Origin of the sequence: Streptomyces sp. NPDC005302 (genome assembly GCF_040607345.1) — a bacterium.
Lineage (GTDB): Bacteria > Actinomycetota > Actinomycetes > Streptomycetales > Streptomycetaceae > Streptomyces.
Window position 1 is genome coordinate 158,999 of sequence record NZ_JBEXGN010000008.1, and the last position, 21,679, is coordinate 180,677.

General features: G+C 71.4%; 24 protein-coding genes and 1 pseudogene. 13 read left to right on the forward strand and 12 right to left on the reverse strand.

Features of this window, described 5'->3' with window-relative positions; all coding sequences use genetic code 11:
• Positions 1-81 precede the first annotated feature (81 nt).
• Positions 82-1,431 carry an FAD-dependent oxidoreductase gene (locus ABZT74_RS14685; protein ID WP_356435082.1) on the reverse strand — a complete coding sequence of 450 codons (1,350 nt, stop codon included), beginning with the start codon at positions 1,429-1,431 and terminating at the stop codon, positions 82-84.
• Between the two features lie 213 nt (positions 1,432-1,644).
• Here ABZT74_RS14685 and ABZT74_RS14690 point away from each other — a divergent pair, with 213 nt between their 5' ends.
• Positions 1,645-2,112: a DUF6214 family protein gene (locus ABZT74_RS14690; protein WP_355867389.1), complete on the forward strand. Its 468-nt coding sequence runs from the start codon at positions 1,645-1,647 to the stop codon at positions 2,110-2,112.
• Positions 2,113-2,139: 27 nt separating this feature from the next.
• Here the strand turns inward: ABZT74_RS14690 and ABZT74_RS14695 are convergent, their stop codons facing one another.
• A complete protein-coding gene (locus tag ABZT74_RS14695; RefSeq protein WP_356435085.1) occupies positions 2,140-2,790 on the reverse strand; it encodes a DUF305 domain-containing protein in 651 nt (216 codons plus the stop codon).
• A gap of 193 nt (positions 2,791-2,983) precedes the next feature.
• On the opposite strand from ABZT74_RS14695, the gene ABZT74_RS14700 reads away from it, so the two are divergent.
• Positions 2,984-4,486 (forward strand): hypothetical protein, encoded by a 1,503-nt coding sequence (locus tag ABZT74_RS14700; RefSeq protein WP_356435087.1) that lies wholly within the window; start codon positions 2,984-2,986, stop codon positions 4,484-4,486.
• On the opposite strand, the gene ABZT74_RS14705 is transcribed toward ABZT74_RS14700, so the two are convergent.
• Together ABZT74_RS14705 and ABZT74_RS14710 are read right to left on the reverse strand one after the other, a co-directional pair.
• Positions 4,474-5,151 carry a helix-turn-helix domain-containing protein gene (locus tag ABZT74_RS14705; RefSeq protein ID WP_356168099.1) on the reverse strand — a complete coding sequence of 226 codons (678 nt, stop codon included), beginning with the start codon at positions 5,149-5,151 and terminating at the stop codon, positions 4,474-4,476. The two genes, ABZT74_RS14700 and ABZT74_RS14705, sit on opposite strands and share 13 nt — an antisense overlap.
• A 160-nt stretch (positions 5,152-5,311) precedes the next feature.
• Entirely contained in the window at positions 5,312-5,563 is a 252-nt protein-coding gene (locus ABZT74_RS14710) for a hypothetical protein (RefSeq protein WP_356168102.1), read from the reverse strand.
• 253 nt (positions 5,564-5,816) lie between these two features.
• Here ABZT74_RS14710 and ABZT74_RS14715 point away from each other — a divergent pair, with 253 nt between their 5' ends.
• On the forward strand, positions 5,817-6,062 hold the full coding sequence (locus ABZT74_RS14715) for a DUF2630 family protein (RefSeq protein WP_355883557.1): 246 nt from the start codon (positions 5,817-5,819) through the stop codon (positions 6,060-6,062).
• A gap of 20 nt (positions 6,063-6,082) precedes the next feature.
• On the opposite strand, the gene ABZT74_RS14720 is transcribed toward ABZT74_RS14715, so the two are convergent.
• From ABZT74_RS14720 to ABZT74_RS14735, 4 genes and pseudogenes are all read right to left on the reverse strand, one after another.
• On the reverse strand, positions 6,083-6,781 hold the full coding sequence (locus tag ABZT74_RS14720; RefSeq protein ID WP_356435090.1) for an HAD-IA family hydrolase: 699 nt from the start codon (positions 6,779-6,781) through the stop codon (positions 6,083-6,085).
• 32 nt (positions 6,782-6,813) lie between these two features.
• Positions 6,814-7,478: pseudogene (locus ABZT74_RS14725) on the reverse strand (phosphatase PAP2 family protein).
• 227 nt (positions 7,479-7,705) lie between these two features.
• The gene (locus ABZT74_RS14730) at positions 7,706-8,641 is read right to left on the reverse strand and encodes a M56 family metallopeptidase (protein WP_355883566.1); all 936 of its coding nucleotides are present in this window, start codon (positions 8,639-8,641) and stop codon (positions 7,706-7,708) included.
• 106 nt (positions 8,642-8,747) lie between these two features.
• A complete protein-coding gene (locus ABZT74_RS14735; RefSeq protein WP_356435093.1) occupies positions 8,748-9,350 on the reverse strand; it encodes a DUF5134 domain-containing protein in 603 nt (200 codons plus the stop codon).
• Between the two features lie 348 nt (positions 9,351-9,698).
• Between ABZT74_RS14735 and ABZT74_RS14740 the strand changes: the two genes are divergently transcribed.
• On the forward strand, positions 9,699-11,342 hold the full coding sequence (locus ABZT74_RS14740) for an FUSC family protein (protein WP_356435096.1): 1,644 nt from the start codon (positions 9,699-9,701) through the stop codon (positions 11,340-11,342).
• Complete coding sequence (locus ABZT74_RS14745) at positions 11,339-11,905, forward strand: MarR family transcriptional regulator (protein ID WP_356168119.1); 567 nt, start codon at positions 11,339-11,341, stop codon at positions 11,903-11,905. Before ABZT74_RS14740 ends, ABZT74_RS14745 begins: the two co-directional genes overlap by 4 nt.
• 34 nt (positions 11,906-11,939) lie before the next feature.
• Here the strand turns inward: ABZT74_RS14745 and ABZT74_RS14750 are convergent, their stop codons facing one another.
• The gene (locus ABZT74_RS14750) at positions 11,940-12,326 is read right to left on the reverse strand and encodes a VOC family protein (protein ID WP_356168122.1); all 387 of its coding nucleotides are present in this window, start codon (positions 12,324-12,326) and stop codon (positions 11,940-11,942) included.
• 70 nt (positions 12,327-12,396) lie between these two features.
• On the opposite strand from ABZT74_RS14750, the gene ABZT74_RS14755 reads away from it, so the two are divergent.
• Complete coding sequence (locus ABZT74_RS14755) at positions 12,397-12,951, forward strand: GNAT family N-acetyltransferase (RefSeq protein ID WP_356435099.1); 555 nt, start codon at positions 12,397-12,399, stop codon at positions 12,949-12,951.
• Positions 12,952-13,000: 49 nt separating this feature from the next.
• On the opposite strand, the gene ABZT74_RS14760 is transcribed toward ABZT74_RS14755, so the two are convergent.
• Entirely contained in the window at positions 13,001-13,684 is a 684-nt protein-coding gene (locus ABZT74_RS14760; RefSeq protein ID WP_355883580.1) for a glycerophosphodiester phosphodiesterase family protein, read from the reverse strand.
• 540 nt (positions 13,685-14,224) lie between these two features.
• Between ABZT74_RS14760 and ABZT74_RS14765 the strand changes: the two genes are divergently transcribed.
• From ABZT74_RS14765 to ABZT74_RS14785, 5 genes are all read left to right on the forward strand, one after another.
• Positions 14,225-15,622: a DUF6421 family protein gene (locus ABZT74_RS14765; protein ID WP_356168131.1), complete on the forward strand. Its 1,398-nt coding sequence runs from the start codon at positions 14,225-14,227 to the stop codon at positions 15,620-15,622.
• Between the two features lie 41 nt (positions 15,623-15,663).
• Positions 15,664-16,419 (forward strand): SDR family NAD(P)-dependent oxidoreductase, encoded by a 756-nt coding sequence (locus ABZT74_RS14770; protein WP_355883658.1) that lies wholly within the window; start codon positions 15,664-15,666, stop codon positions 16,417-16,419.
• Positions 16,416-17,489 (forward strand): low specificity L-threonine aldolase, encoded by a 1,074-nt coding sequence (locus tag ABZT74_RS14775; protein WP_355883586.1) that lies wholly within the window; start codon positions 16,416-16,418, stop codon positions 17,487-17,489. Before ABZT74_RS14770 ends, ABZT74_RS14775 begins: the two co-directional genes overlap by 4 nt.
• 95 nt (positions 17,490-17,584) lie before the next feature.
• Complete coding sequence (locus ABZT74_RS14780) at positions 17,585-18,157, forward strand: transglutaminase domain-containing protein (RefSeq protein ID WP_356168133.1); 573 nt, start codon at positions 17,585-17,587, stop codon at positions 18,155-18,157.
• 13 nt (positions 18,158-18,170) lie between these two features.
• Positions 18,171-18,863, forward strand: a complete 693-nt coding sequence (locus ABZT74_RS14785) for a phenylalanine--tRNA ligase beta subunit-related protein (RefSeq protein WP_356435103.1) — start codon at positions 18,171-18,173, stop codon at positions 18,861-18,863.
• A 40-nt stretch (positions 18,864-18,903) separates the two neighbouring features.
• On the opposite strand, the gene ABZT74_RS14790 is transcribed toward ABZT74_RS14785, so the two are convergent.
• Both ABZT74_RS14790 and ABZT74_RS14795 read right to left on the reverse strand, forming a co-directional pair.
• Positions 18,904-19,632 (reverse strand): lysophospholipid acyltransferase family protein, encoded by a 729-nt coding sequence (locus ABZT74_RS14790; protein WP_355883595.1) that lies wholly within the window; start codon positions 19,630-19,632, stop codon positions 18,904-18,906.
• A 186-nt stretch (positions 19,633-19,818) separates the two neighbouring features.
• A complete protein-coding gene (locus tag ABZT74_RS14795) occupies positions 19,819-20,235 on the reverse strand; it encodes a DUF4395 domain-containing protein (RefSeq protein WP_356435106.1) in 417 nt (138 codons plus the stop codon).
• Between the two features lie 75 nt (positions 20,236-20,310).
• On the opposite strand from ABZT74_RS14795, the gene ABZT74_RS14800 reads away from it, so the two are divergent.
• Together ABZT74_RS14800 and ABZT74_RS14805 are read left to right on the forward strand one after the other, a co-directional pair.
• Positions 20,311-20,724: a thioredoxin family protein gene (locus ABZT74_RS14800; RefSeq protein ID WP_356435319.1), complete on the forward strand. Its 414-nt coding sequence runs from the start codon at positions 20,311-20,313 to the stop codon at positions 20,722-20,724.
• 241 nt (positions 20,725-20,965) lie between these two features.
• Positions 20,966-21,475, forward strand: coding sequence for a flavin reductase family protein (locus ABZT74_RS14805; RefSeq protein WP_356168140.1), 510 nt, complete (start codon positions 20,966-20,968; stop codon positions 21,473-21,475).
• The last annotated feature ends 204 nt before the right edge of the window (positions 21,476-21,679 follow it).

Genomic DNA, 21,679 nt, shown 5'->3' on the forward strand with positions numbered 1-21,679 from the left:
GTCATGGGTCGCGGACCGTCCGGCAGCGCCGCCGCGACGGCCTCCGCGCGGTGGCGGAACCGTGGAGCGGCCGACGGGCCGTCAGGGACCGGCGGCCCGGGCCGCCGCCCACAGCGCGTCCCAGTCGGGCAGTTTGACCACACCCCGGCCGAGCCGCGCACCGAGTTCCGCCTCGGCCCGCTCGATCGCCTGCCACCCGGCCCACTCGACCGGCCGTCCGCCCTCGGCCACCAGGGCTTCGAGGGGATCCTCGGCGACCCTCCGCCGTACGAGAACGGGAGCGTCCTCCAGCAGCGAGGCCACCGTCTCCTTGGCGCAGGGCCGGTTGGTTCCGATGACGCCGGTCGGGCCGCGCTTGATCCACCCCGCCACGTACTCACCGGGAACGACCGCGCCGTCCCGCAGAACCCTCCCGGCCAGGTTCGGCACCGTACCGAGGAGCGGGTCGAAGGGCAGCCCGTCGAGAGGCATCCCCCGGTAGCCCACCGAGCGCAGCACCAACTGCGCCTCGATCTCCTCGAACAGGCCCGTACCGGTGACCCCGCCCGCTCCGTCCGGCACCGTCCGCTCGAAGCGCACCGCCCCCACGCGCCCGCCGTCCGCGAGGAGTTCGACGGGGCGCAGGAAGAACCGCGGGCGGATGCGACGAGGCCGGCCGAGCGGCTGCGCGGTCGCCCAGCCCCGCAGCACCTCCACGTTGCGCCGCTGCGCGGCGGGCAGGCCGGAGGGGTCGAGGTAGGCCGGGTCGAGCGCCAACTCCGCCGGGTCCACCACCACTTCGGCGCCGGGCAGGGTGCCCAGTTCGCGCAGTTCCTTGGTGGTGAACCGGGCCTGCGAGGGTCCGCGTCGCCCGACCATGCTGATGTCGGCGATCCTGCCGGCCGCCAGCGCGGCGAGCGCCGCCTCCGGGATGTCGGTCGGGCTGAGTTCCGGTGCGCCGCGCGCCAGGATCCGGGTCACGTCCACGGCGACGTTCCCGACGCCGATGACCACGGCCGAGCGCGCGTCCCGCACGAACCCCTCGACCGCCGCGTCGGGATGCGCGCTGTACCAGGACACGAACTCGGTGGCCGACCAACTGCCCGGGAGGTCCTCGCCGGGCACGCCGAGATGCCGGTCCGTGGCGGCGCCCACGCAGTACACCACCGCGTGGTACAGCTCCCGCAGCCGCGAGACGGGGATTCCGCCCGGGCCGATCTGGACACCGCCGAGGAACCGCACCCGCTCGTCCTCCAGGACGGCGCGCAGGTTGTTCTGGAGTGACTTGATCTTCTCGTGGTCGGGCGCGACCCCGTAGCGCACCAGCCCGTACGGGCAGGGCAGCCGGTCCAGGACGTCGACCCGGACGTCGGGCGGACCGCTGCGCTGGACAAGGCTCTGGGCGCTGTAGACCCCGCTGGGTCCCGAGCCGACGACGGCGACGTGCAGCACGGCGGAACTCCTCACCCGAGGGATCAGGAAGATCGCGGACGTGAGAGCGCTGGTCCTTCCAGGATCGCACCCCCGGTGCTCCGCTGACAGGGTGCTGCGCGGGGTGGAGGCGCGCGTGTCCGTTCGTATGGAATGTGATGATGCGGTTACGTTCCGTATGTGCTAGAAGCATCGTTCCTTAATCTGTCCGACCGATGCCGCGTGGACGGCGCGGTGTCGGTGTGGCCCGCCTGGGAGGTCAAGGAGGGTGAGACCGCCACCTCCTGGTTCCATGTCCGGCTGGCCTTCGCCGACGGCGCCCGCGTCGACCTGCTCGCCGTGCTGGCGGAGGCGGGCCTGTCGGTCGAGGACGTACGGGCCGAGCCGCCCCTCTCGCTCGACGACCTCGCCACGGTCGCCGAGTGGATCGAGGAGCCGCTGTTCGAGGCGTGCGGAAGCAGGCTCGGGGCCGACGGCGACCCGGAGCAGGAGGGTCAGGCGCGCAGGGCCCGGCCGGCCTGGCCGAGGGGCGCCGAGGGCCGTCAGCTGATCGCCGACGAGTACCGCGCCGCCCAGGAGGAGGGCGTGGACCCGGTGCTCGCGGTGATGGACGCCACCGGGCACAGCCGCCGCAAGTCCCTGCGGCTGATCGCCGGGGCGCGGGACGCGGGACTGCTGACGGCGCGTCACGTCCGCCGCTGATTCCGGCGGACCGGAGGGCCGTGGGCGTCAGGACATCGCGCGCATCCGGCTGATCTCGCTCGTCTGCTGCGCGATCACGTCGTCGGCCATCTCCTCGATCAGGATGTTGTTGCCCTGCGCCTTCACGTCCGTGGCCATGGTGATCGCGCCGTCGTGATGGGTGATCATCAGGCGGAGGAACAGCCGGTCGAACGCCGTGCCGTCGGCCGCGCGCAACTCCTCCAGCTGCGCCTTCGTCGCCATGCCGGGCATGTCCGTGTGGTCGTGGCCCGCGGACGCACCGGCGCCGCCGTGCGCCTTCAGCCAGCTCTTCATGGTGGCGATCTCCGGACCCTGCGCGGCGGCGATGCGCTCGGCGATCCGCCGGACGGAGCCCGACCTGGCGCGGTCCGGGGCGAGTTCGGTCATCCGCAGGGCCTGGGTGTGGTGGGCGATCATCATCCGCGCGTAGGCGAGGTCGGCCGCGTTGGGGGTGTCGTCGTCGGAGCGCCGTTCGTCCGCCTCCTTCGCGGACAGGGTCTCCGCCGCCTCACCCGGTTTGCCGGGCGCGATCACCGAAGGCCCGTCCTTCGCCGCGGACTTGGAGTCGGAGCCGGAGTCGCAGCCCGCCAGCGCGAGCGCGGCGACAGCCAGCGAAGCCACGACCAGGGACGTACGGGACGCATGACCAGCGAGCACAGCGACCTCCTGCGGCGCACGAATCGGCGGACATCTCACGGGTGTTGATGACCGTCCTAACACGCTTCCGAACGTGACTGATCAAAAACGTCCATTACGAGTACGTTGCCATCTGTTGATCTGTACATGGTGAGGACGATACTTCAGGGGTCCGTGAACCGTTCGACTGCGAACGGCTACAAGGGAGAACACAGTGACCCTGTTGAACCACCCCCGAACGCGGCGCAGGAGACTGGGAGTCGCCGCAGCCGCGGCCGGACTCCTGGCCGCGTTGTTCACAGCAGTCCCGGCGTCCGCCACCCCCGACCCCGGGGACACCCCCACCACACGGGAGCAGGTTTCCGGCAGCGAGGCCGCCGAGGCGCGCGCGGCGATCGCGAGCGGAGAGATACCCGGGACCGACGAGGTCGTCCACTCCGCCAACATCGAACATCTCGCCAACGTCCCCAAGGATGCCTTCACCGGCCTCAACTCGGACCTGGCCTTCCAGGGCAGGTACGCCTTCGCCGGCAACTACGACGGGTTCCGCGTCTTCGACATCAGCAACCCGAAGGCGCCGAAGACCGTGGCGCAGGTGCTCTGCCCCGGCTCGCAGAACGACGTGTCCGTCTCGGGCGACCTGCTCTTCCTGTCGACCGACTCCTCACGCAGCGACAACTCGTGTGCGAGCACGACGCAGCCCGCGACCGAGAAGTCGTCGTGGGAGGGCATGAAGATCTTCGACATCAGCGACAAGGCCAACCCGAAGTACGTCGCCGCTGTCGAGACCGCCTGCGGCTCGCACACCCACTCGCTGGTGCCCGAGCGCAAGAACGTCTACGTCTACGTCTCGTCGTACTCGCCGAGCGCCACCTTCCCCGACTGTCAGCCGCCCCACGACGGCATCTCGGTCATCAAGGTCCCGCGCAACGCCCCCGAGAAGGCGGCCGTGGTGAACTTCCCCGTGCTCTTCCCGGGCGAGGGCCCCGACGGCGGCGGCAACCCGGGCTCGCCCACCAACCCGGGTGTCTCCAAGACGACCGGCTGCCACGACATCACGGTCCTGCCGTCGAAGGACCTGGCCGCGGGCGCCTGCATGGGTGACGGCATCCTGTTCTCCATCGAGGACCCCGAGCACCCGGAGGTCATCGACCGGGTCCAGGACAACGTGAACTTCGCGTTCTGGCACTCGGCGACCTTCAACCAGAGGGCCGACAAGGTCGTGTTCACCGACGAGCTGGGCGGCGGCGGAGCGGCCACCTGCAACGAGGCGACCGGCCCCGACCGCGGCGCCGACGGCATCTACGACATCGTCGGCAGGGGAGACCACCGCAAGCTCGTCTTCCGGAGCTACTACAAGATTCCCCGCCACCAGGCCGACACCGAGAACTGCGTGGCCCACAACGGCTCGCTGATCCCGGTCAAGGGCAAGGACCTCATGGTCCAGGCGTGGTACCAGGGAGGCGTCTCCGTCTGGGACTTCACGAACTCCGCCGAGCCGAAGGAGATCGCCTACTTCGAGCGAGGTCCGCTGTCCGCGGACACGCTGCAGGTCGGCGGCTCCTGGTCGGCGTACTACTACAACGGGTACATCTACTCGAACGACATCGCCAAGGGCTTCGACGTGCTGAAGCTCAGCGACCGGCGGACGGACCCGGCCAAGCGGGTCCACCTGCGCGAGCTCAACGTCCAGACGCAGCCGGACTACTTCGACTGATCGTCGTCCGGCTCCGGACCTGTCTCGAAGAAGCGTGAGAGATCCGTCCCGGGGGTTCCGCCCGATGCCCCGGCATCGGGCGGAACCCCCAACTCCCATTCCAGCCGGTACCGTTTGAACAACTCCGTCCGCAGCACCGGAACCTGCATCGGCACGCCCGGCACCAGCGCCGCGTAGACCGCGCCCATGAGCAGCGCCCGCAGCATCGGGTAGTCCGCCGTGACCTGCGTCGAGCCGTACGCGGCGACGGTCTCCCCGAGCAGTTCGGAGAGCCGGCGCTGCTCCGGGCACTGGACGAACCCCTCGGCCTGGAGCAGTCCGGCCATGTGCTGGCGCATGAGCACCGGCTGGTCGCGGGTGAGGCCGAGGATCGCGTCGATGGCCCGTGCCATCCGTTCCCGGCCGTCCTCGGATCGCGGCTCGCGTTCGAGTGCCTCCTCCAGGGTGCGGTGCATCAGCCGGTGCACGGCCGACTGGAGGAGCTGCCGCTTGCCGGGGAAGTAGTACGACACCAGTCCTCGGGCCGATCCGGCCCGGTCGGCGATGTCCCCGAGCGTCGTCGCGTCGTAGCCGCGCTCGCTGACCAGCTCCACGGCGGCCTGGAGCAGCCGCTCCCGGGAACGCCGCCGCAACTCTTCATTGACCGAGGCGCTTCGCGGGGACATGCTGTAACTCCTGCGTTGACTGGCTGCCAGCCAACTATACTCAACGCGTCCGGACCGAGGCCCTCCGCGGGCCGCTTCCGGGCTGCCGCCGACCTGGGGCGACGCGGGGGATCGCCTCAGGTCGGACGCGGCAGCGATCCGCGCCGCGCTGTCGGCGCTCTCATGAGCCGACCTCCTGCATCGCGGGCGCGGTCTGCGCCGGGGCCGGGGTCGCTTCCTCCTCCTCCGGGGCGCCGCGCGTGGCGCGGAGGACGCGCCGCCAACTGCCGGCCATGTACCAGCCCATGGACAGGCTCAGCAGTGCGTTGCCGACGAGGGATTCCCTGTCCCGGCTGAGGGCGGTGTCGAGGAGGGCGGCGCCGGTGACGTACGTGAGCAGCCCGGCGAGGAGGATCCAGAGTGCTGTCTTCAAGGAGACCTCATGAGAGTGCGGTGGGGGCGGGCGCCAACCTAGCCGCGTCTCCCGCATTTAGGGTCATTTGACCCGTGTTGGTCCAAGCTTGACCATCGCTGGCCGATCAAGGCCGAGAGTGATCCATCCGGTGGCGGATCGCCCCGGGCCGGACGCGTGGGGCCCGTGTAGGTCACCCGGGGCCGCCTCTATCGCTCGCCGAGCCCGCGCGTCCTCCATAGAGTGGCCTGGAGCCCTGAGGAGGCGTACGGACATGGATCAAGAGCAGATCCTGACCAGGATCACGGCGATGGTGGACGACGAGCGACGGCTGCGCGACGCCGTGGCGGCAGGCGAGATCGACAGCTCCACGGAGCACGCGCGCCTCTCGGAGCTGGAGCGCGAGCTCGACCAGTGCTGGGACCTGCTGCGACAGCGGCGTGCCAAGTCCGAGTTCGGCGAGAACCCGGACGAGGCGCAGTCGAGGCCGTCGTCGCAGGTCGAGGGCTATCTGGGCTGAGAGCGGCGCTCGGGGGCCCGTCAGTCCGCCGGACCGAGCACCGCTCGGAGCCCGTCCGGGCGTTCCGCGACGGGCAGATGGTCGACGAAGTGCACCGCGCAGCCCAGGGCCGCCGCACCGCCGTCCGCCCGCCGGTCGTCGCCGACCATCAGGGTGTCCTCGGGCGCGACGCCGAGCGCGGCACAGGCGACCTCGAAGAGCCGGGGATCCGGCTTCTGGACGCCGTGCTCGTACGACAGCGCGTAGGCCCCCACATGCGCGTCGAGGCCGTGCTCGCGGAACACGGGGCGCAGGTCCCAGCCGATGTTGCTGACCACGCCGACCGCGACACCGCGCTCGCGCAGCGCGCCGAGCACCTCGGCGGCGTCCGGGTAGGGGGTCCAGGCGGCGGGCGCCATGTGGCGCTCGTACAGCGCGTCGTGCAGGTCGGGTCCGGGCAGGTACACCAGCCGGGAGAGACCGGTGAACGCGGCCCTGTGCTCGGCGGCACTCCGGTCCCGGGCGGCCCACACGGCGCCGAGGTGCGCCGGCACCGGCAGGGTCGGCCTGGCGCCACCGGGGAGCGCGCCCGACGCCTCCAACTCCCTTGCTGTGCGCGCCATTTCCTCATCGGAGAGGTCGTGTCCGGTCCCGGCGAGGGCGGCGCGCAGCCAGGAGCCGGCGGACTCGATACGGAAGAGGGTCCCGGAGAAGTCGAACAGCACGCCCTTGAAGGTCATGGGGGAATCCTTCGGGGAGTCGTCACCGCCGGTCAAGAGGGCCCCCGGTCGCCCCACCGTCCGTAGGCGCCCACGGCGAGGGCCACGACGAGGGCCCCGATGAGCCAGCCGCCCACCACGTCGGAAGGCCAGTGCACCCCGAGCCACACGCGGGTCAGGCCGACGCCCACGACGCTGACGGCGGCCACGGCAAGCGCCGTACGCCGCGCGGCGCGTCCTGGGCCGTACCGGTGGAGCAGCCACAGCAGCAGGCCGCAGACGACGGTGGCCGTGAGGGCGTGGCCGGAGGGGAAGGCGCGTAGCGGGCGGAGTCGACCGGGTCGGTCCAGACGGGCCGGTCGCGTCCGACCGCCCACTTGAGCCCCTGCTGCAGCAGCGTGCCGAGCGCGCAGGTGGCCACCAGCCAGAGGGCGAGCCCCCATGCGGCGTGGCACCGGACCAGCCACAGCACGGCCACCGCGCACAGTGCCCGCATGGTCCAGGGATCCCACACCCAGTCCGTCAGGATCCGGCACACGTGCGTGGCGCTCGGTGCGTCGACCGCCCACCTGTGCGTGGTGCGGGCGATGTTCTCGTCCAGGGTCATGAGGGGGGCCCACGAGAGGGCGACGAGGAGGAGAAGGGCCACCGTGGGTGGGGTCAGTGCCGCCGCCGTGATCAGCGCGGTGCGGGTCGGTCGGCCGGGCGGGAGGCGCATACGCCGATCCTCGCCGACGGATGCCCCTCGCTCGCCGTCTCGACGCGCCCCGGCGGGACGGAGCCACCGCTCCGCCGGGGTCGCCGACCGTCCTGGGCCGGGCAACTCCACGCCGTGCTTCGCTCCCTCCGCCCCTGTCCGGTCCGGACCCGGACTTCCGCTCCGGACCCCGCTCCCCAGGCGCCGAAGGGGCTGAAATTCACGCACCGGCCGCCGGCGGGAGCGGACTACCCCAGTGCCCGCAACCCCGGAACGAACGCCACCAGTACCGGAATCACCGGCACCAACGCGGCAGCCGCCGTCAACTGGAGCCGACGTGTCGCCGTGAGCCGGTGCCGGGGTGTGAGGAGGCGGTCCACGCGCTGGGGGACATGCGCTCCCGGAGTCGGGCACGGCCCGAACACCCCGCGGTCCTCGTTGAGTTCGACCAGGGCGAGCGCGATCGTCAGACGCCCGAAGCGGCGCGAGGCGACATCGTCCGCGGCGAGCTCCACCAGCCGGTGCATCTCGTCGCGGAACGCCGCGAAGACGGGCACCTGGGGGAACCCGTTGGCCAGCGCCCCCGAACAGTGCAGCAGCCAGTCGTGGCGGGCCCGCGCGTGCCCCTGCTCGTGGGCGAGTACGGCGTCCAGCTGACGCCCCTTCAGGCGTCGCAACGCGGCCGTTGTGATGACGAGTTGGGGTGCGGCGCCGGGCAGCCACCAGGCGTCGGGGCGCTCCCCCTCCAGCACGACGAGACGATCCTCACCGGGCTCCTCACCCGGCAACAACGGTGCCCGCACGAGGAGTTCGCGACGGCTCTGCCGACGCCTGCTGCGGGCCCGGAAGATCTCCCGCGCCAGCATCGCCGCCGTCCAGGCACCACCGCACGCGAGGGCCACGGCGGTCGTCGCGGCCCAGGGACTGCCCGTGCTCAACGCGTAGGCGTCCACGACCGGGGCCGGTGCGCCGTCGAAGACGTGGCCGCGCACGGCGGCCCAGGCGGCGGCCGCGGAGAGGGTCATCGACAGGACGCAGCACAGCAGGACCGCCGCCACCACGCACTGCCAGACCCACAGGGCGACCACCGGTTCTCGGTCCGGCCAGTCCGCCCGGGCAAGCAGTCGCGGAGCGACCACGGCGACCAGGGCGCCGAGCAGCAACAGTGCCGCGGGGACCATCATGGGCCGAAGCCTATGAGCGGGGCGTCGCCGCTGGATACGGTCAGCGACGGCAAGTGACGTACGCCACGGTTTCGTAGGGCCCCGTCCGGACGCCGGGCTCCCGGCCTCAGAGCGTGACCAGCATCGCCAGCATCGCGATCCCCATCGACAGACGGCAGGCCTGGGAGAGTTCGGGCCGGTCCCCCCAGCCGACGGTGCGACGCGTGCCCCACCCCTCGGCGCCGGACGGGCCCCCGGGTCCACCCGCGCCGAGGCCGCCACCGGACGCGGCCAGGGGCAGGAGCCGGACGCCCGACCGGACGACGTACGCGGTGAAGTAGAGGAGAAGCGCTCCGGTGAGGAGGGGGACTCCGGCGCTGCCATGGCTGTGTGCGTGGTGGGCCGGCGCGACGGTCATCACGGCCGCCATGTAGACCATGGCGACCGCCCCCATCAGATGGTGCAGCTGATGGGGGCTGCTCCTGGCGGTCCGGAGGCCCCGCAGCGCGGCGGCGCCGAACACGGTCACGTAGACGAGCCAGGCCCAGCGCGGCGGGGCGACCACGGCGGCCGGGACGGCCATCGCGGCCATGCCGAACCCCATGAGCGCCTCGGCGCCCGCGGTGTGCCGCTGTTCCTCGACGGGGCTGCGCATCCGCAGCAGGCAGTAGGCCCCGGTGGCCGCGCACAGGGCGACGAGCAGCCAGCCGGGCGAAGCCGGTTCGTGCACCGTGGAGCCTCCCCGCTGGACGACGCCGACACGCGACGGACGAAGGACACCGATGCCGGGCGGCGCGGCGGCGGACACGGCGCCACAGCCTCGGACGGACGACGGTTGGTCGGTCAGGGCATGCCCGGGCCGGCCGGGGCGCAAGCGAGCGCAAGGGTGTACGAGGGGGAGCGCACGAGGCGTGCGCCGACCTGCTCCGTCGGCCCCGCTGCGGCCCGGGGTGCTGGAGGGGAACGGTGGGAGCCGAGCGCTGGACGCGGTCGGGTGATGGGCGGGCGATGACTGGGCGACGGGAGGGTGACGGTCAGGAGAATGATTTACAAGTAAAACACCTGTTAAGGTTATGGCATGAGCAGTGCATCCCGCCCGACCCCCTCGCGCGTCCCCCGCCTCCCGCTCGCCGGTGTCCTGCGCCTCGGCAGGCCCTCCGACATCTGGTTCAAGCCCGCCCTCAGCGTCGTCGTCGCGGTGGCCCCGCCGAACCTCACGCTGCTGGCGCTCGGGCGGCTGGATCTCGCGATGTACACGATGGCCGGGTCACTGTGCGCGCTCTACGCCCACAACCGTCCGTACGCGGCCCGGGCACGGGTCCTCGTCCTGGTCGTGCTGGGCATGCTCGCCGGACTGGGCGTCGCGCTCGTCACGGCCTCGCTCACCACGAACGCCGTCGTGCTGGTGACCGTCGGCGCGCTGCTGGCCGCCGCTCAGAAGGCACTGTGCGACGCGACCCGCGTCGGCCCGCCCGGGCACGTGGTCCTCACGTTCATCTCCTCGGCGTCCCTGTTCGTGCCGCAGAACCTCGGCCAGGTGCCGGGTCACCTCGCGCTGGGCGCGGCCGCGGGAGCCTGGGCCTGGATCGTCGGCATGGCTCCGGGTCTCGTCCGTCCGCACGGTCCGGAGCGGCGCGCCACGGCGCACGCGCTGAACGCCGCGGCGGTGTACGCCGACGCCCCGGACGACGCCCGGGCCCGCGCCGCCGGTGCTGCCGCCGTGCACGCGGCGTGGCAGTCGCTGCTGTCGACGGGAGCGCGCTCGGCACCCCGCCGTGCCCTCGAACGGCTCGTCGTCCGCGCCGAGGTCGCGCTCGCCGCGCCCACGGACACCGACTCCGAGCGGCTGCGCGGCCTGGCCCGCGACCTGTCCGGCACCGGTCCCGTGCCGCGCCCGGACGGTCTCGGGGAGGCCGCCGACGAACTCCTCGGCGTGGAGGCCGCCCTCGCCTTCGGAGAACCTCCCCTGCTCGGGCGTCTCGGCCCGCTCGCCCCCATCGCCGTGCGCACGGCCGTCGGCTGCGCCCTCGCCGGCTACGTCTCGCTCGCCCTCGGCGTCGGCCGCCCCTACTGGGCGCTGGTCACCGCCGCGTCCCTCTACCAGGCCAACGTCACCCTGACCTGGAGCCGCGGTGTGCAGCGCGTCGTCGGCAACCTCGTCGGCGTGCTCGTCTTCGCCGCACTGGTCCCGCTCGCCCATGTCGGCCAGGCGGCCCTGGTCCTGAGCTGTCTCGCGCTGAACTTCGGCGCCGAGGCGTTGATCGGCCGCAACTACTGGCTGGGCAGCGTCTGCGTGACGCCCATGGCTCTGCTGATCACCGAGTTCGCCCGTGCGCAGCAGCCCGCCCAGCTGATGACCGACCGGGTCGTGGACACCCTCGTCGGCGCGCTGGTCGGCCTCGTCGCCGCGATAGCCGTCACCAACCGCCGGGCCGGCGACCGGATCGACAGCGCGCTGTCGGCCGTGGAGCGCGCCCGGGAACACGCCGACGCCCTGCTGACCGGGGACCGGCCCGGTCCGGGGGCCCTGGAGTCGGCGCGCCGCGGCCTGGCCGCCGCCGTGGTGGACCTGCGTACGACGGCCGACGCGGCGGCCGGCGAGTGGTGGCAGCGCGCCCTGCCCGAGGAGCGCGTGATGCGGGCCGAACAGGCCGGACACCGTACGCTCGCCGCGACGGTACGACGCCAGGGACTGCACGGCCGGGAGGGCGCACAGGCATGACGACAGCGGACGGACGGAGCGCGGCGGACGGCGACCCGGTGGCGGGGCCGCCGGCGGTACCCGTCGACACGGTGGCCGCCGTCGTGCGCCAGTGGGAGACGGTGCGGCCGGATCTCGACACGGGACCCATGGAGGTCATCGGGCGGGTCAACCGCTGTGCCGCGCTCCTCCAGCAGGCCGAGGACGCGCCGCTGCGCCGCGCGGGGCTCACCCGCCCCGAGTTCGACGTGCTCGGCACACTGCGCCGCACCGGGCACGAGCTGACCCCCGGCGACATCGCCCGCGAGACGTTCTCCTCGGGCGCCGCCGTCACCAAGCGGCTCAAGGCACTGACCGAGCGCGGCCTGGTCGAGCGCCGCGGCGACACCCGTGACCGCCGGGTCGCGCACGTCCGGCTGACGGACGCGGGGCGCGACCTCGTCGACGGCGTCCTCCCCGACCAGCTCGCCTACGAGACCAGGGTCCTGTCCGGCATCGAGGCCGACCGGCAGCGTGAACTGGCCGGTCTCCTAGGGGAGTTGCTCGGTCAGCTCGAAGGCCGCCTGGGCCTGCCGCGGGCCTGAGGGCTACCGTGCCCCAGCCGCCCTCCCACCGTTCTCAGGGCCGGTACCTGAGCGGATGGTCGGCCGGCGTCTCGACGAGCACGATCTCCGTTCCGTCCGGATCCGCGATCCACATCTCGATCAGCCCCCACGGCTCCCGCACCGGAGGCCGCACCACCTCGACACCGGCGGCCACCAGCTCGTCGTGGGCCGCAGCCGCGTCGGCCACCTGGAGCCACAGCTTCAGGGCGGGGGAGGGCGGTGTCTCGGACCGTCCGGCGATCTCGAGGAAACCGCCGCCGAGGAAGTACACGGTCCCGTGCTCGGGGCCCGTACCGAACTCGCGGTAGACGGCCAGCCCGAGACGTCCGCCGTAGAAGGCGCGTGAGCGCTCGGGGTCGGTGGGGCGCAGAAGGACACGGCTGCTCAGTACATGCACCATGCAGCGGGATCATAGGGGCGGGTTACGCTCGGGCGTGCCCGAGCCGCACCACCGAACGGATAACCGCTCCATGGACACCGCCACCACCGGCCTGACCTTCCGCGACGCCGAGGACAACGATGTTGATCTCCTGGTCGCGCTGATCGAATCGGCGTACCGAGGGGACGCCAGCCGGGCCGGCTGGACCACCGAGGCCGACATCCTGGAGGGGCAGCGGATCGACTCCGAGGGTGTACTCGCCGTCATCAGGTCGTCCGACAGCCGGCTCCTGACGGTCGAGCGGGACGGCACGGTCGTCGCCTGCTGCCAGCTGGAGCACCGCGGCGACCACGCCTACTTCGGGATGTTCGCGGTCAGCCCGGCGCTCCAGGGCGGCGGACTCGGCAAGGTGATCATCGCGGAGGCGGAGCGCCAGGCCCGCGAGACCTGGGGCGTCACCGAGATGCACATGACGGTGATCTCCGTGCGCGAGGACCTCATCGCCTGGTACGAGCGGCGCGGCTACCGCCGTACGGGACGGACCAGCCCCTTCCCGTACGGCGACGAGCGCTTCGGCATTCCGCAGCGTGACGACCTGTGCTTCGAACTGCTGGTCAAGCCCCTCGCCCAGGGCCTGTCGTTCTGATCGGGCGGCGGGACCCCGTGGCCTGCCCGGCCGCTGGCAGGACGGTGCCTCACGCGGTGAAGCGGCCGGTGCGTTTGATCTCGGGGTAGTCGGTGGTCGCGCCGTCCAGCCCCAGGGCGCGCACCAGCCGCAGATGGTCCTGGGTGTTGACCACCCAGCCGATGATCCGCAGCTCGGCCTTGCGGGCCTTCTCGACGACCTCCAGGCTCAGCCTGCGGATGTTGAGGCAGACCGTCTCGGCGCCGACCTCCACGGCGCGGTCCACGACGTCGACGCCGTAGCGGCTGGCGATCAACGCGGTGCGGACGCCCGGCACCAGCCGGGAGATCTCGGCGACCGCCTCGTCGTGGAACGACGACACCTCCACCCGGCCGACCAGATCGCGCCGCTGGATGACCTCGGCCAGCGCACGGGCCGCCGCGACATCCTTGATCTCGGCCTGCAACGGCGAGGTGACGGCGTCCAGGACCTCCTCGAAGACGGGAACGCGCTCGCCGCTCCCGGCGTCCAGGGCGCGCAGTTCCGCGAGGGTCTTCTCGGCGATCGGCCCCGAGCCGTCGGTCGTGCGGTCCACGTCGGCGTCGTGCATGACGACGAGGGCGCCGTCCTTGCTCAGGTGCAGATCGAGTTCGATCAGGTCGAGGCCGGCGTTCTGCGCGGCGGTGAAGGAACGGAGAGTGTTCTCGGGTTCGACACCCATCACTCCGCGGTGACCGATGGTGAGGAAGTTCAAGATGCGACTCGCTTCCGTCGACGGCGGCTCGGCTCGCGCGTGGTTCCGACGGGGACGCCCACGCGGCAAGGCCGCAGCCTAATGGCCTGACTGTGCGATGTACCCGTTCCTGCGCCGGGCAATGAGGGTGTCGGACGGGGAGACCCTGCCCACATCCGCGGACGGCTCACCGGGACGCCGGGGGCGACCGGTGGCGAAGGTCGCACACCGGAGCGCACGCCGGTCCGGCGGGCTTCTCGCCGTCACCGCCATCCCCGCACACCCCGCGGGAGCCGCATCCCGTTTCGCCGACTCCCGTGTGCCGTCGGGCAGTTCGCGTCCACGGCGGGGTCGGCGCAGGCCTCCTCCGGGTGCCCCCGCGCAGGCTCCGCCGACTGGTCGGCGACTTCTACCCCATGTCGCCGTCTTCACTCCGTACGGCAGGAAAAAGAGCGGTGAAGGCGGGGGTGCGCAGGATAATCTCTCGGATTCCCTCTTGCGGGAAGGAACCTCGTATACATACGGTGTCCATACGCGAGGTTCTCCTGTGGAGGGTGGGACATGACGGAAATGCTTGTGCAGGTGGGTGTGGAGGATCGCATTCCTCCCGTCGCCAGGGTGGTGGAGCACCCGGCATGGCCCGTGCTCAAGGATGCCGTCGAGGAGATCCGGCCCTGGCAGTCGAAGGACGGTTCCATCGACTTCGACGCGGACGACGCCCCCGACGCCTCGGACGTCGACCTGGCCGTCCGCCGCGCGATAGACGCGATCGAGCGCCTCTCCCCGCTGCTGCCGCACGACGTGGCGTACCACGAGGCCCTCATGAAGGACCTGCGCCGCTGGGCCGACGCCGGTTTCCACGTGCCCGACTTCCTGGACTCGCTGCTGGCCTTCCAGCCCGCCGCGGCCCGCGAGGACGGCCTCCAGCACCTGGTCCTCTTCCCCATGTACACGCAGAACGGCAACCCGGACCGCAACTTCGAGGCGGTCGTCCTGCGCATGGTGTGGCCGGACTGGCTGGCCGAGCTGGAGCGCACGCGCTACGACAACCCGCTGTTCTGCGGCATCACCTTCGAGGACTTCACCGCGGGGTACGACACGAACTCGGCCGTGCTCTTCCCGGAGACCATCGCGGTCCGTGAGGCGCCCGAGCGCTTCTCCTGGGGCGGCATCTTCTGCGACCGCGAGGCCGCCCGCTTCCGCGCCGTCACCGACGCCGCCGTGGACATCCTGGGCCTGGAACTGCCCGAGGACATCGCCGCCATGGTGGACGACCAGGAGCGCTGCGAGCAGGCCTTCGTCCTGTGGGACATGGTCCACGACCGTACCCACAGCCACGGCGACCTGCCCTTCGACCCCTTCATGATCAAGCAGCGCCAGCCGTTCTGGATGTACGGCCTGGAGGAGCTGCGCTGCGACCTCACCGCCTTCAAGGAGGCCGTGAAGCTGGAGGCCGAGGGCAACCAGCACGGCCGTGACGTGCAGTACGCCGTGCTCTTCGACCGGATGTTCCGCTTCCCGGTCACCGGCGACCGCGTCCGCAACTACGACGGGCTCGGCGGCCAGCTGCTCTTCGCCTACCTGCACAAGCACGACGTCGTCCGCTGGACGGACAACAAGCTGCACATCGACTGGCAGCGCGCTCCGCAGGTCACCAACCAGCTGTGCGGCGAGATCGAGGACCTCTACCGGGCCGGCATCGACCGCCCGAAGCTCGTCCACTGGTTCAAGGCCTACGAGCTGGTCTCCACCTACCTCGCACCGCACCCCGGCTCCCGCTGGGCCAAGGGTCCCGACGCCCTGGACCTCTCCCAGCCGCCGCGCAAGCTGGTGGACGACGTGCTTCCGGACGAGTTTCCCCTGAGCATGTTCTATGAGGCGCTCTCCAAGAAGCTGAAGAACGTGATCGCCTCCACCAAGGGCATCACGGCGGCGAACTCCGAGCGGATCGCCGCGTGACCGACCGCGGTACCGAGATCATTGCTCAGGAGGCGAAGACCATGGGGAACGGGGCTCTCAGCGGTGCGGTGATCGCGGTGGCCGGAGCGGGTGGACCCGCCGGCCGGGCGGCACTGCTCCGGCTCGCCGAGGCGGGCGCGACCGTCATCGGCGCGGACAACGACGCGGAGCGGCTGGCCGAGGCCGTCGACGCGGCCAGCTACGCCCACGGCGGCTCCACCGTCGTCGGGGACACGGTGGATCTGCTGGAACTCCAGTCGACCCGCGACTGGGCCACGCGCATCCAGAAGGACTTCGGCCGGGTGGACGGCCTCGTCCACCTCGTCGGCGGCTGGCGGGGCAGCGAGACCTTCACCAAGACGGTCCTCGACGACTGGGACCTGCTGGAACTGCTGCTCATCCGCACCGTGCAGCACACCACCCTCGCCTTCCACGAGGCGCTGCAGGCCAGCGAGCGCGGCCGGTACGTCCTGATCAGCGCCGCCGGCGCGAGCAACCCCACCGCGGGGAACGCCGCCTACTCGGCGGCCAAGGCCGCCGCCGAGGCGTGGACGCTCGCCATGGCGGACTACTTCCGCAAGGCCGGAATCGCCGAAGGCGCCGAGGGCGCCACGTCCGCTGCTGCCATCCTGGTGGTGAAGGCGTTGGTCCACGACGCGATGCGCGCCGAGCGACCGAACGCGAAGTTCGCGGGCTTCACGGACGTCAAGGACCTGGCCGAGTCCATCGTCGACGTCTGGAACCGGCCCGCCGCCGAAGTGAACGGAAACCGTCTGTGGCTGACCGAGAAGCCGTGAACCCTCCGAAGACCGACGCCCGGCGTCATCACGACCCGGCCGTCCGCGGTTTCGCCAGTGACAACTACGCGGGGGCCCACCCCGAGGTGCTCGCCGCGCTCGCCGTGGCCAACGGCGGGCACCAGGTGGCGTACGGCGAGGACGACTACACCGAGAACCTCCAGGGGATCATCCGCAGCCACTTCGGTGCCACCGCGGAGGGCTTCCCGGTCTTCAACGGCACCGGGGCGAACGTGGTCGCCCTCCAGGCGGTCACCGACCGCTGGGGTGCGGTGATCTGCGCGGAGAGCGCGCACATCAACGTGGACGAGGGCGGCGCCCCGGAGCGCATGGGCGGCCTCAAGCTGCTCACGGTGCCCACGCCCGACGGCAAGCTCACGCCCGATCTGATCGACCGGCAGGCGTACGGCTGGGACGACGAGCACCGCGCGATGCCGCAGGTCGTCTCGATCACCCAGAGCACCGAACTGGGCACGCTGTACACGCCCGAGGAGATCCGGGCGATCTGCGACCACGCCCACGCGCACGGCATGCGGGTGCACCTGGACGGGTCCCGGATATCCAACGCGGCCGCCTCCCTGGACGTCCCCATGCGGACGTTCACCAACGCGGTCGGCGTCGACATCCTCTCGCTCGGCGGCACCAAGAACGGCGCGCTGTTCGGCGAGGCGGTCGTCGTCATCAACCAGGACGCCGTCCGCCACATGAAGCATCTGCGCAAGCTGTCGATGCAGCTCGCCTCCAAGATGCGGTTCGTCTCCGTGCAGTTGGAGGCGCTGCTCGCCAAGGACCTGTGGCTGCGCAACGCCCGGCACGCCAACGAGATGGCCCAGCGGCTCGCCGAGGGCGTCCGCGCCGTGCACGGCGTGGAGATCCTCCACCCGGTGCAGGCCAACGCGGTCTTCGCCCGGCTGCCGCACGACGTGACCGAGCGGCTCCAGAAGCGCTACCGCTTCTACTTCTGGGACGAGGCCGCGGGCGACGTCCGCTGGATGTGCGCCTTCGACACCACCGAGGACGACGTCGACGGCTTCGTCGCCGCGCTCAAGGAGGAGATGGCCCAGCGCTAGACGCGCTGTCCTCCCCCTCCTTCGTGCTGCATAGGTATGCGATCACCTGGAAATGCATTGACTCCCGGGTGATCGCTTTCCTATGCTCTGCGGTCATGGAGCTGATCCAGGAAACGAGCGACCTTTCCGCCTATCTGGCCGCTGACGAGGCCGTCGACCATCATCATCCGCTCGTCCGCGAGACGGCGGCACGGCTCGCCGACGGGGCGGACGACTCGTATGCCTATGCGCGTTCGGCGTTCGAGTTCGTGCGCGACACCATCCCGCACTCCCAGGACTCGGGCGATCCTCGGGTCACCTGGCGCGCCTCCGACGTCCTGGAGCGGCGCACCGGCATCTGCTACGCCAAGGCCCACGCGCTCGCCGCCCTGCTGCGCGCCGAGGACATCCCGACGGCCTTCTGCTATCAGCTGCTCGGCGAGGTGCACGGCCTGGTCGCCGTACGTTTCCACGGCGCCTGGCACCGCCAGGACCCCCGCGGCAACAAGCCGGGGGTGGACGCCCGGTTCTCCCTCGACGGCGAACGGCTGGCCTTCACGCCCGATCCCGAGTCCAATGAGATGGACTACCCGGTGTTGTACGCTGAACCGCACCCGGCCGTGCTCGGCGTCCTGAAGGCCGCACCGGACCGGCCGTCCCTGTGGCGGACGCTCCCCACCGCACTCTGAGGCAAGGCAGACGATGACTCTCACGCTCACCGTGTCCGACGAGGTCCGCGCGCTCGCGCCCGGCTTCACATACGTCGCCGTGGAGGCGGACGGACTGGTGAACGGGCCGAGCACGGAGGGCACTTCGACTCTTCTCGACGACGCCTCCCGGCGGCTGGCCGAGCGTCTGGGGGGCCGGCCCCCGCACGAGGACCCGCACATGGCGGCCTGGCGGGAGACGTACACGGCGTTCGGCTCGAAGCCCTCACGCACCCGCAACTCGGCGGAGGCGCTGGCCAAGCGCGCCCTCTCGGACGCCGGCCTGCCGCGTATCAACGTCCTCGTGGACGTCTACAACGCGATCAGCGTGGCCCACCTGATCCCGGTCGGCGGCGAGGACACCGAACACATCCGGGGCGCGATGCGCCTCGTGCGCGCCACCGGCGACGAGGACTTCGTGACCGTCGCGGGCGGGGAGGAGACCGTCGAGCATCCTGACGCGGGAGAAGTGGTGTGGCGCGACGACGCCGGCGTCACCTGCCGCCGCTGGAACTGGCGCCAGGGACCGCGCACCCGGCTCACCGAGCGATCGTCCTCGGCGGTCTTCCTGCTGGAGAGCCTCGCTCCGATGCCCGTCGCGGACGTCGAGGCCGCGGGTGCCGAACTCGCCGAGCTGCTGGCGAAGTTCAGCCCCGGGGCGCGGATCACCGTCCACGCCCCGGAGTGACGCCTCGGCGCGCGGCGGGCGTGCCGGGCGGGAGAACCGCTCAGCGGGCCTCGGCCGCGCGCACCTCTTCGGGGGTCGGCGCGGAGCCGCCGAGGTGGGCGGGCATCCACCAGGTGTCGTCCGCACCCTTGGGGCGGACGGGGTAGGCGCGCTGCGCCGCTTCGAGCAGTTCCTGGACCCGCTCGCGCAGCCGACGGGTGATGGCGCCCGCGTACTGGTCCTGCGGGGCCTCCACCGGCTCGCCGACCCGGATGGTGATCGGGGTGTGACTGCGCTTGAAGTTGCGCGGGTGCCCCTTGGTCCACAGCCGCTGCGTGCCCCACAGTGCCATGGGGATGAGCGGGACGCCGGCCTCCTGCGCCATGCGCGCGGCACCGGACTTGAAGCTCTTCAGAGTGAAGGACTGCGAGATGGTCGCCTCGGGGAAGACGCCGATGATCTCACCGGAACGCAACGACTCCAGCGCGTGCTGGTAGGCCGTCTCACCCTTCTCGCGGTCCACGGGGATGTGCTTCATGCCCCGCATCAGCGGTCCGGAGATCCTGTGCCGGAACACCGACTCCTTCGCCATGAAGCGCACCAGGCGCTTCTGCGGCAGGGCGGCCAGGCCGTCGAAGATGAAGTCCAGGTAGCTGATGTGATTGCTGACCAGCACGGCGCCGCCCGAGCGCGGAATGTTCTCCGATCCCTGGCAGTCGATCTTGAGGTCCCAGGCCTTGAACAGCGTCTGGGCGAAGGCGACGACGGGACGGTAGACAAGCTCTGCCATGGACGGGGTGGACCCTTCTCTCTGCCTGGGAAGGGGTCTCCCGGCGGGAAAGTTACGCAGCCGTAGGTTTACGGCATTGCGCAGATCGTGCCCGAAGAACGGACGGGTGGCCAGTCCTGGTGCCGGACAACGGCGAGATCCTTGTCACGTCCTCCACTTGATCCACCTCGGGGTTTTAACCCGCCTTTACTCCTTGCGTACCATCACGCGCCGCACGAGCAGGTACATCTCGCACCCCAGGCAGTACCCGAACGCCGCATTGAGAAACGCCGCCGCGAGGGCGCACCCGGTCGCCGCGAGTCCCAGCCACTGCGGGCCGGCGGTGAAGCCGATCAGTCCGACCACGGCGAAGACGAGCCCGACCGCCTGCGCGAACTGCGGCGGCTCCGGCGCCTCGAACTGTGCCGGCGGCCCGAGGCGCGGCCGCACCACCCTGCGGAAGAGCCAGCCGTACGGAGAGCGCGTCACCCCGCCCGAGGCTCCCAGCGCGAACGCCAGTGTCTGCCAGGCCAGCAGCCAGGTGCTCCCGGTGATCAGCGTGGCCGCCAGGACGACCGTCGTCACGACCGCGCCGAAACGCGGTCCCCTCACATCAATGTCCATGATTCAAGGATTCCGTATGCCGGGCACTGCTCGGCACCGGGAATCAATGCGGTCTCATGAATGCTTGTGCATGTGATGACCGGACTTGTGGTGTGCCTGGCGGTGCTCGCCCTGGCGAGCGTGTACGGAGTGCTGCATCGGCGGCGGAGCGGGAGGGTGACAGTGCGCGGGCGCGACGACGGAAAGCTGCTCGGCGCGGCGGACTTGGGGGAGGGGCTCGGCGAACGGGCCACGCTCGTGCAGTTCTCCAGCGCCTTCTGCTCGCCCTGCCGCGCCACCCGGCGGGTCCTCGGCGAGGTGGCCGACATAGTCCCCGGCGTGTCGCACGTGGAGATCGACGCGGAGGACCGCCTCGACCTCGTACGCGATCTCGGCATCCTCAAGACACCCACCGTCCTCGTCCTCGACGCGGGAGGCAGGATCGTCCGTCGCGCGACCGGGCAGCCGCGCAAGGCGGACGTCATCGCCGCACTGGGAGAGGCCGTCTGAACGTGGCGATCATGGTGAGGCATCTCGCAGATACCCGTGCGCGCTTGACTGCACGCACCACCTATCGTCAGCCTGACCGTATGCCCCCGGAACTCCTTCTCCACGAGCGTCTCCCAGTGGATCCGGCCCGCACCGCGAGTGCGCGCTGTCCGGGCTGTTGAGCAGCCACGGACCCTTTCCCGCACCCCGCTCCGTCCGGGCGCCGGGACCTCCACGTCAGCCCTCGCAGAAGGACAACCCCATGTCGGCCACGCCCGGCCTCGGCACCGCCCGTCCCGCCTCCCCGGACCTGCTGCGCTCCGTCTTCCGCCGGCACGCCGCCGGAGTGGCCGTGATCACCGCCTCCGGCCCGCGGGGACCCGTCGGCTTCACCGCCACCTCGCTCACCTCGGTCTCGGCCGAACCTCCGGTCGTCTCGTTCGGCATCGGCACCGGTGCCTCCAGCTGGCCCGCGATGGCGGAGTCCGACCACGTCGGCGTCCACATACTCGGCGAGCACCAGCAGGACCTCGCCGCCACCTTCGCGCTGAGCGGGGCCGACCGGTTCGGCGCGCCCACCCGTTGGCGTAAGGGCCCCGAGGAAGTTCCCCTCCTCGACGGAGTCCTGGCCTGGCTGGTGTGCCGGGTGGTGGCGCGGGTGCCTGCCGGGGACCACCGGATCGTCCTGGCGGAGGTCGCGCTCGGCGACTCCTCGGGCGAGGGCGGCCCGCTCCTGTATCACCAGGGGCGTTTCAACGGCCTGCGCGACTGAGGCGGAGCGGGGCTACTCGCCGGTTCTACTCGCCGGTTACACAGCGTTGCGAAGGTCACAGTTCAAAGCGCTTGCTTAGTGGGCACCCAATGGATGTACTGGCGAGTAATATTTCGTTCGGAGCGCGGGCCGCCCCGACCGGGATCGCCCGCTTCAGGCGCCTATGCTGCCTGAAAGAAGGCAGCCCAGAAATGACGATGCAGT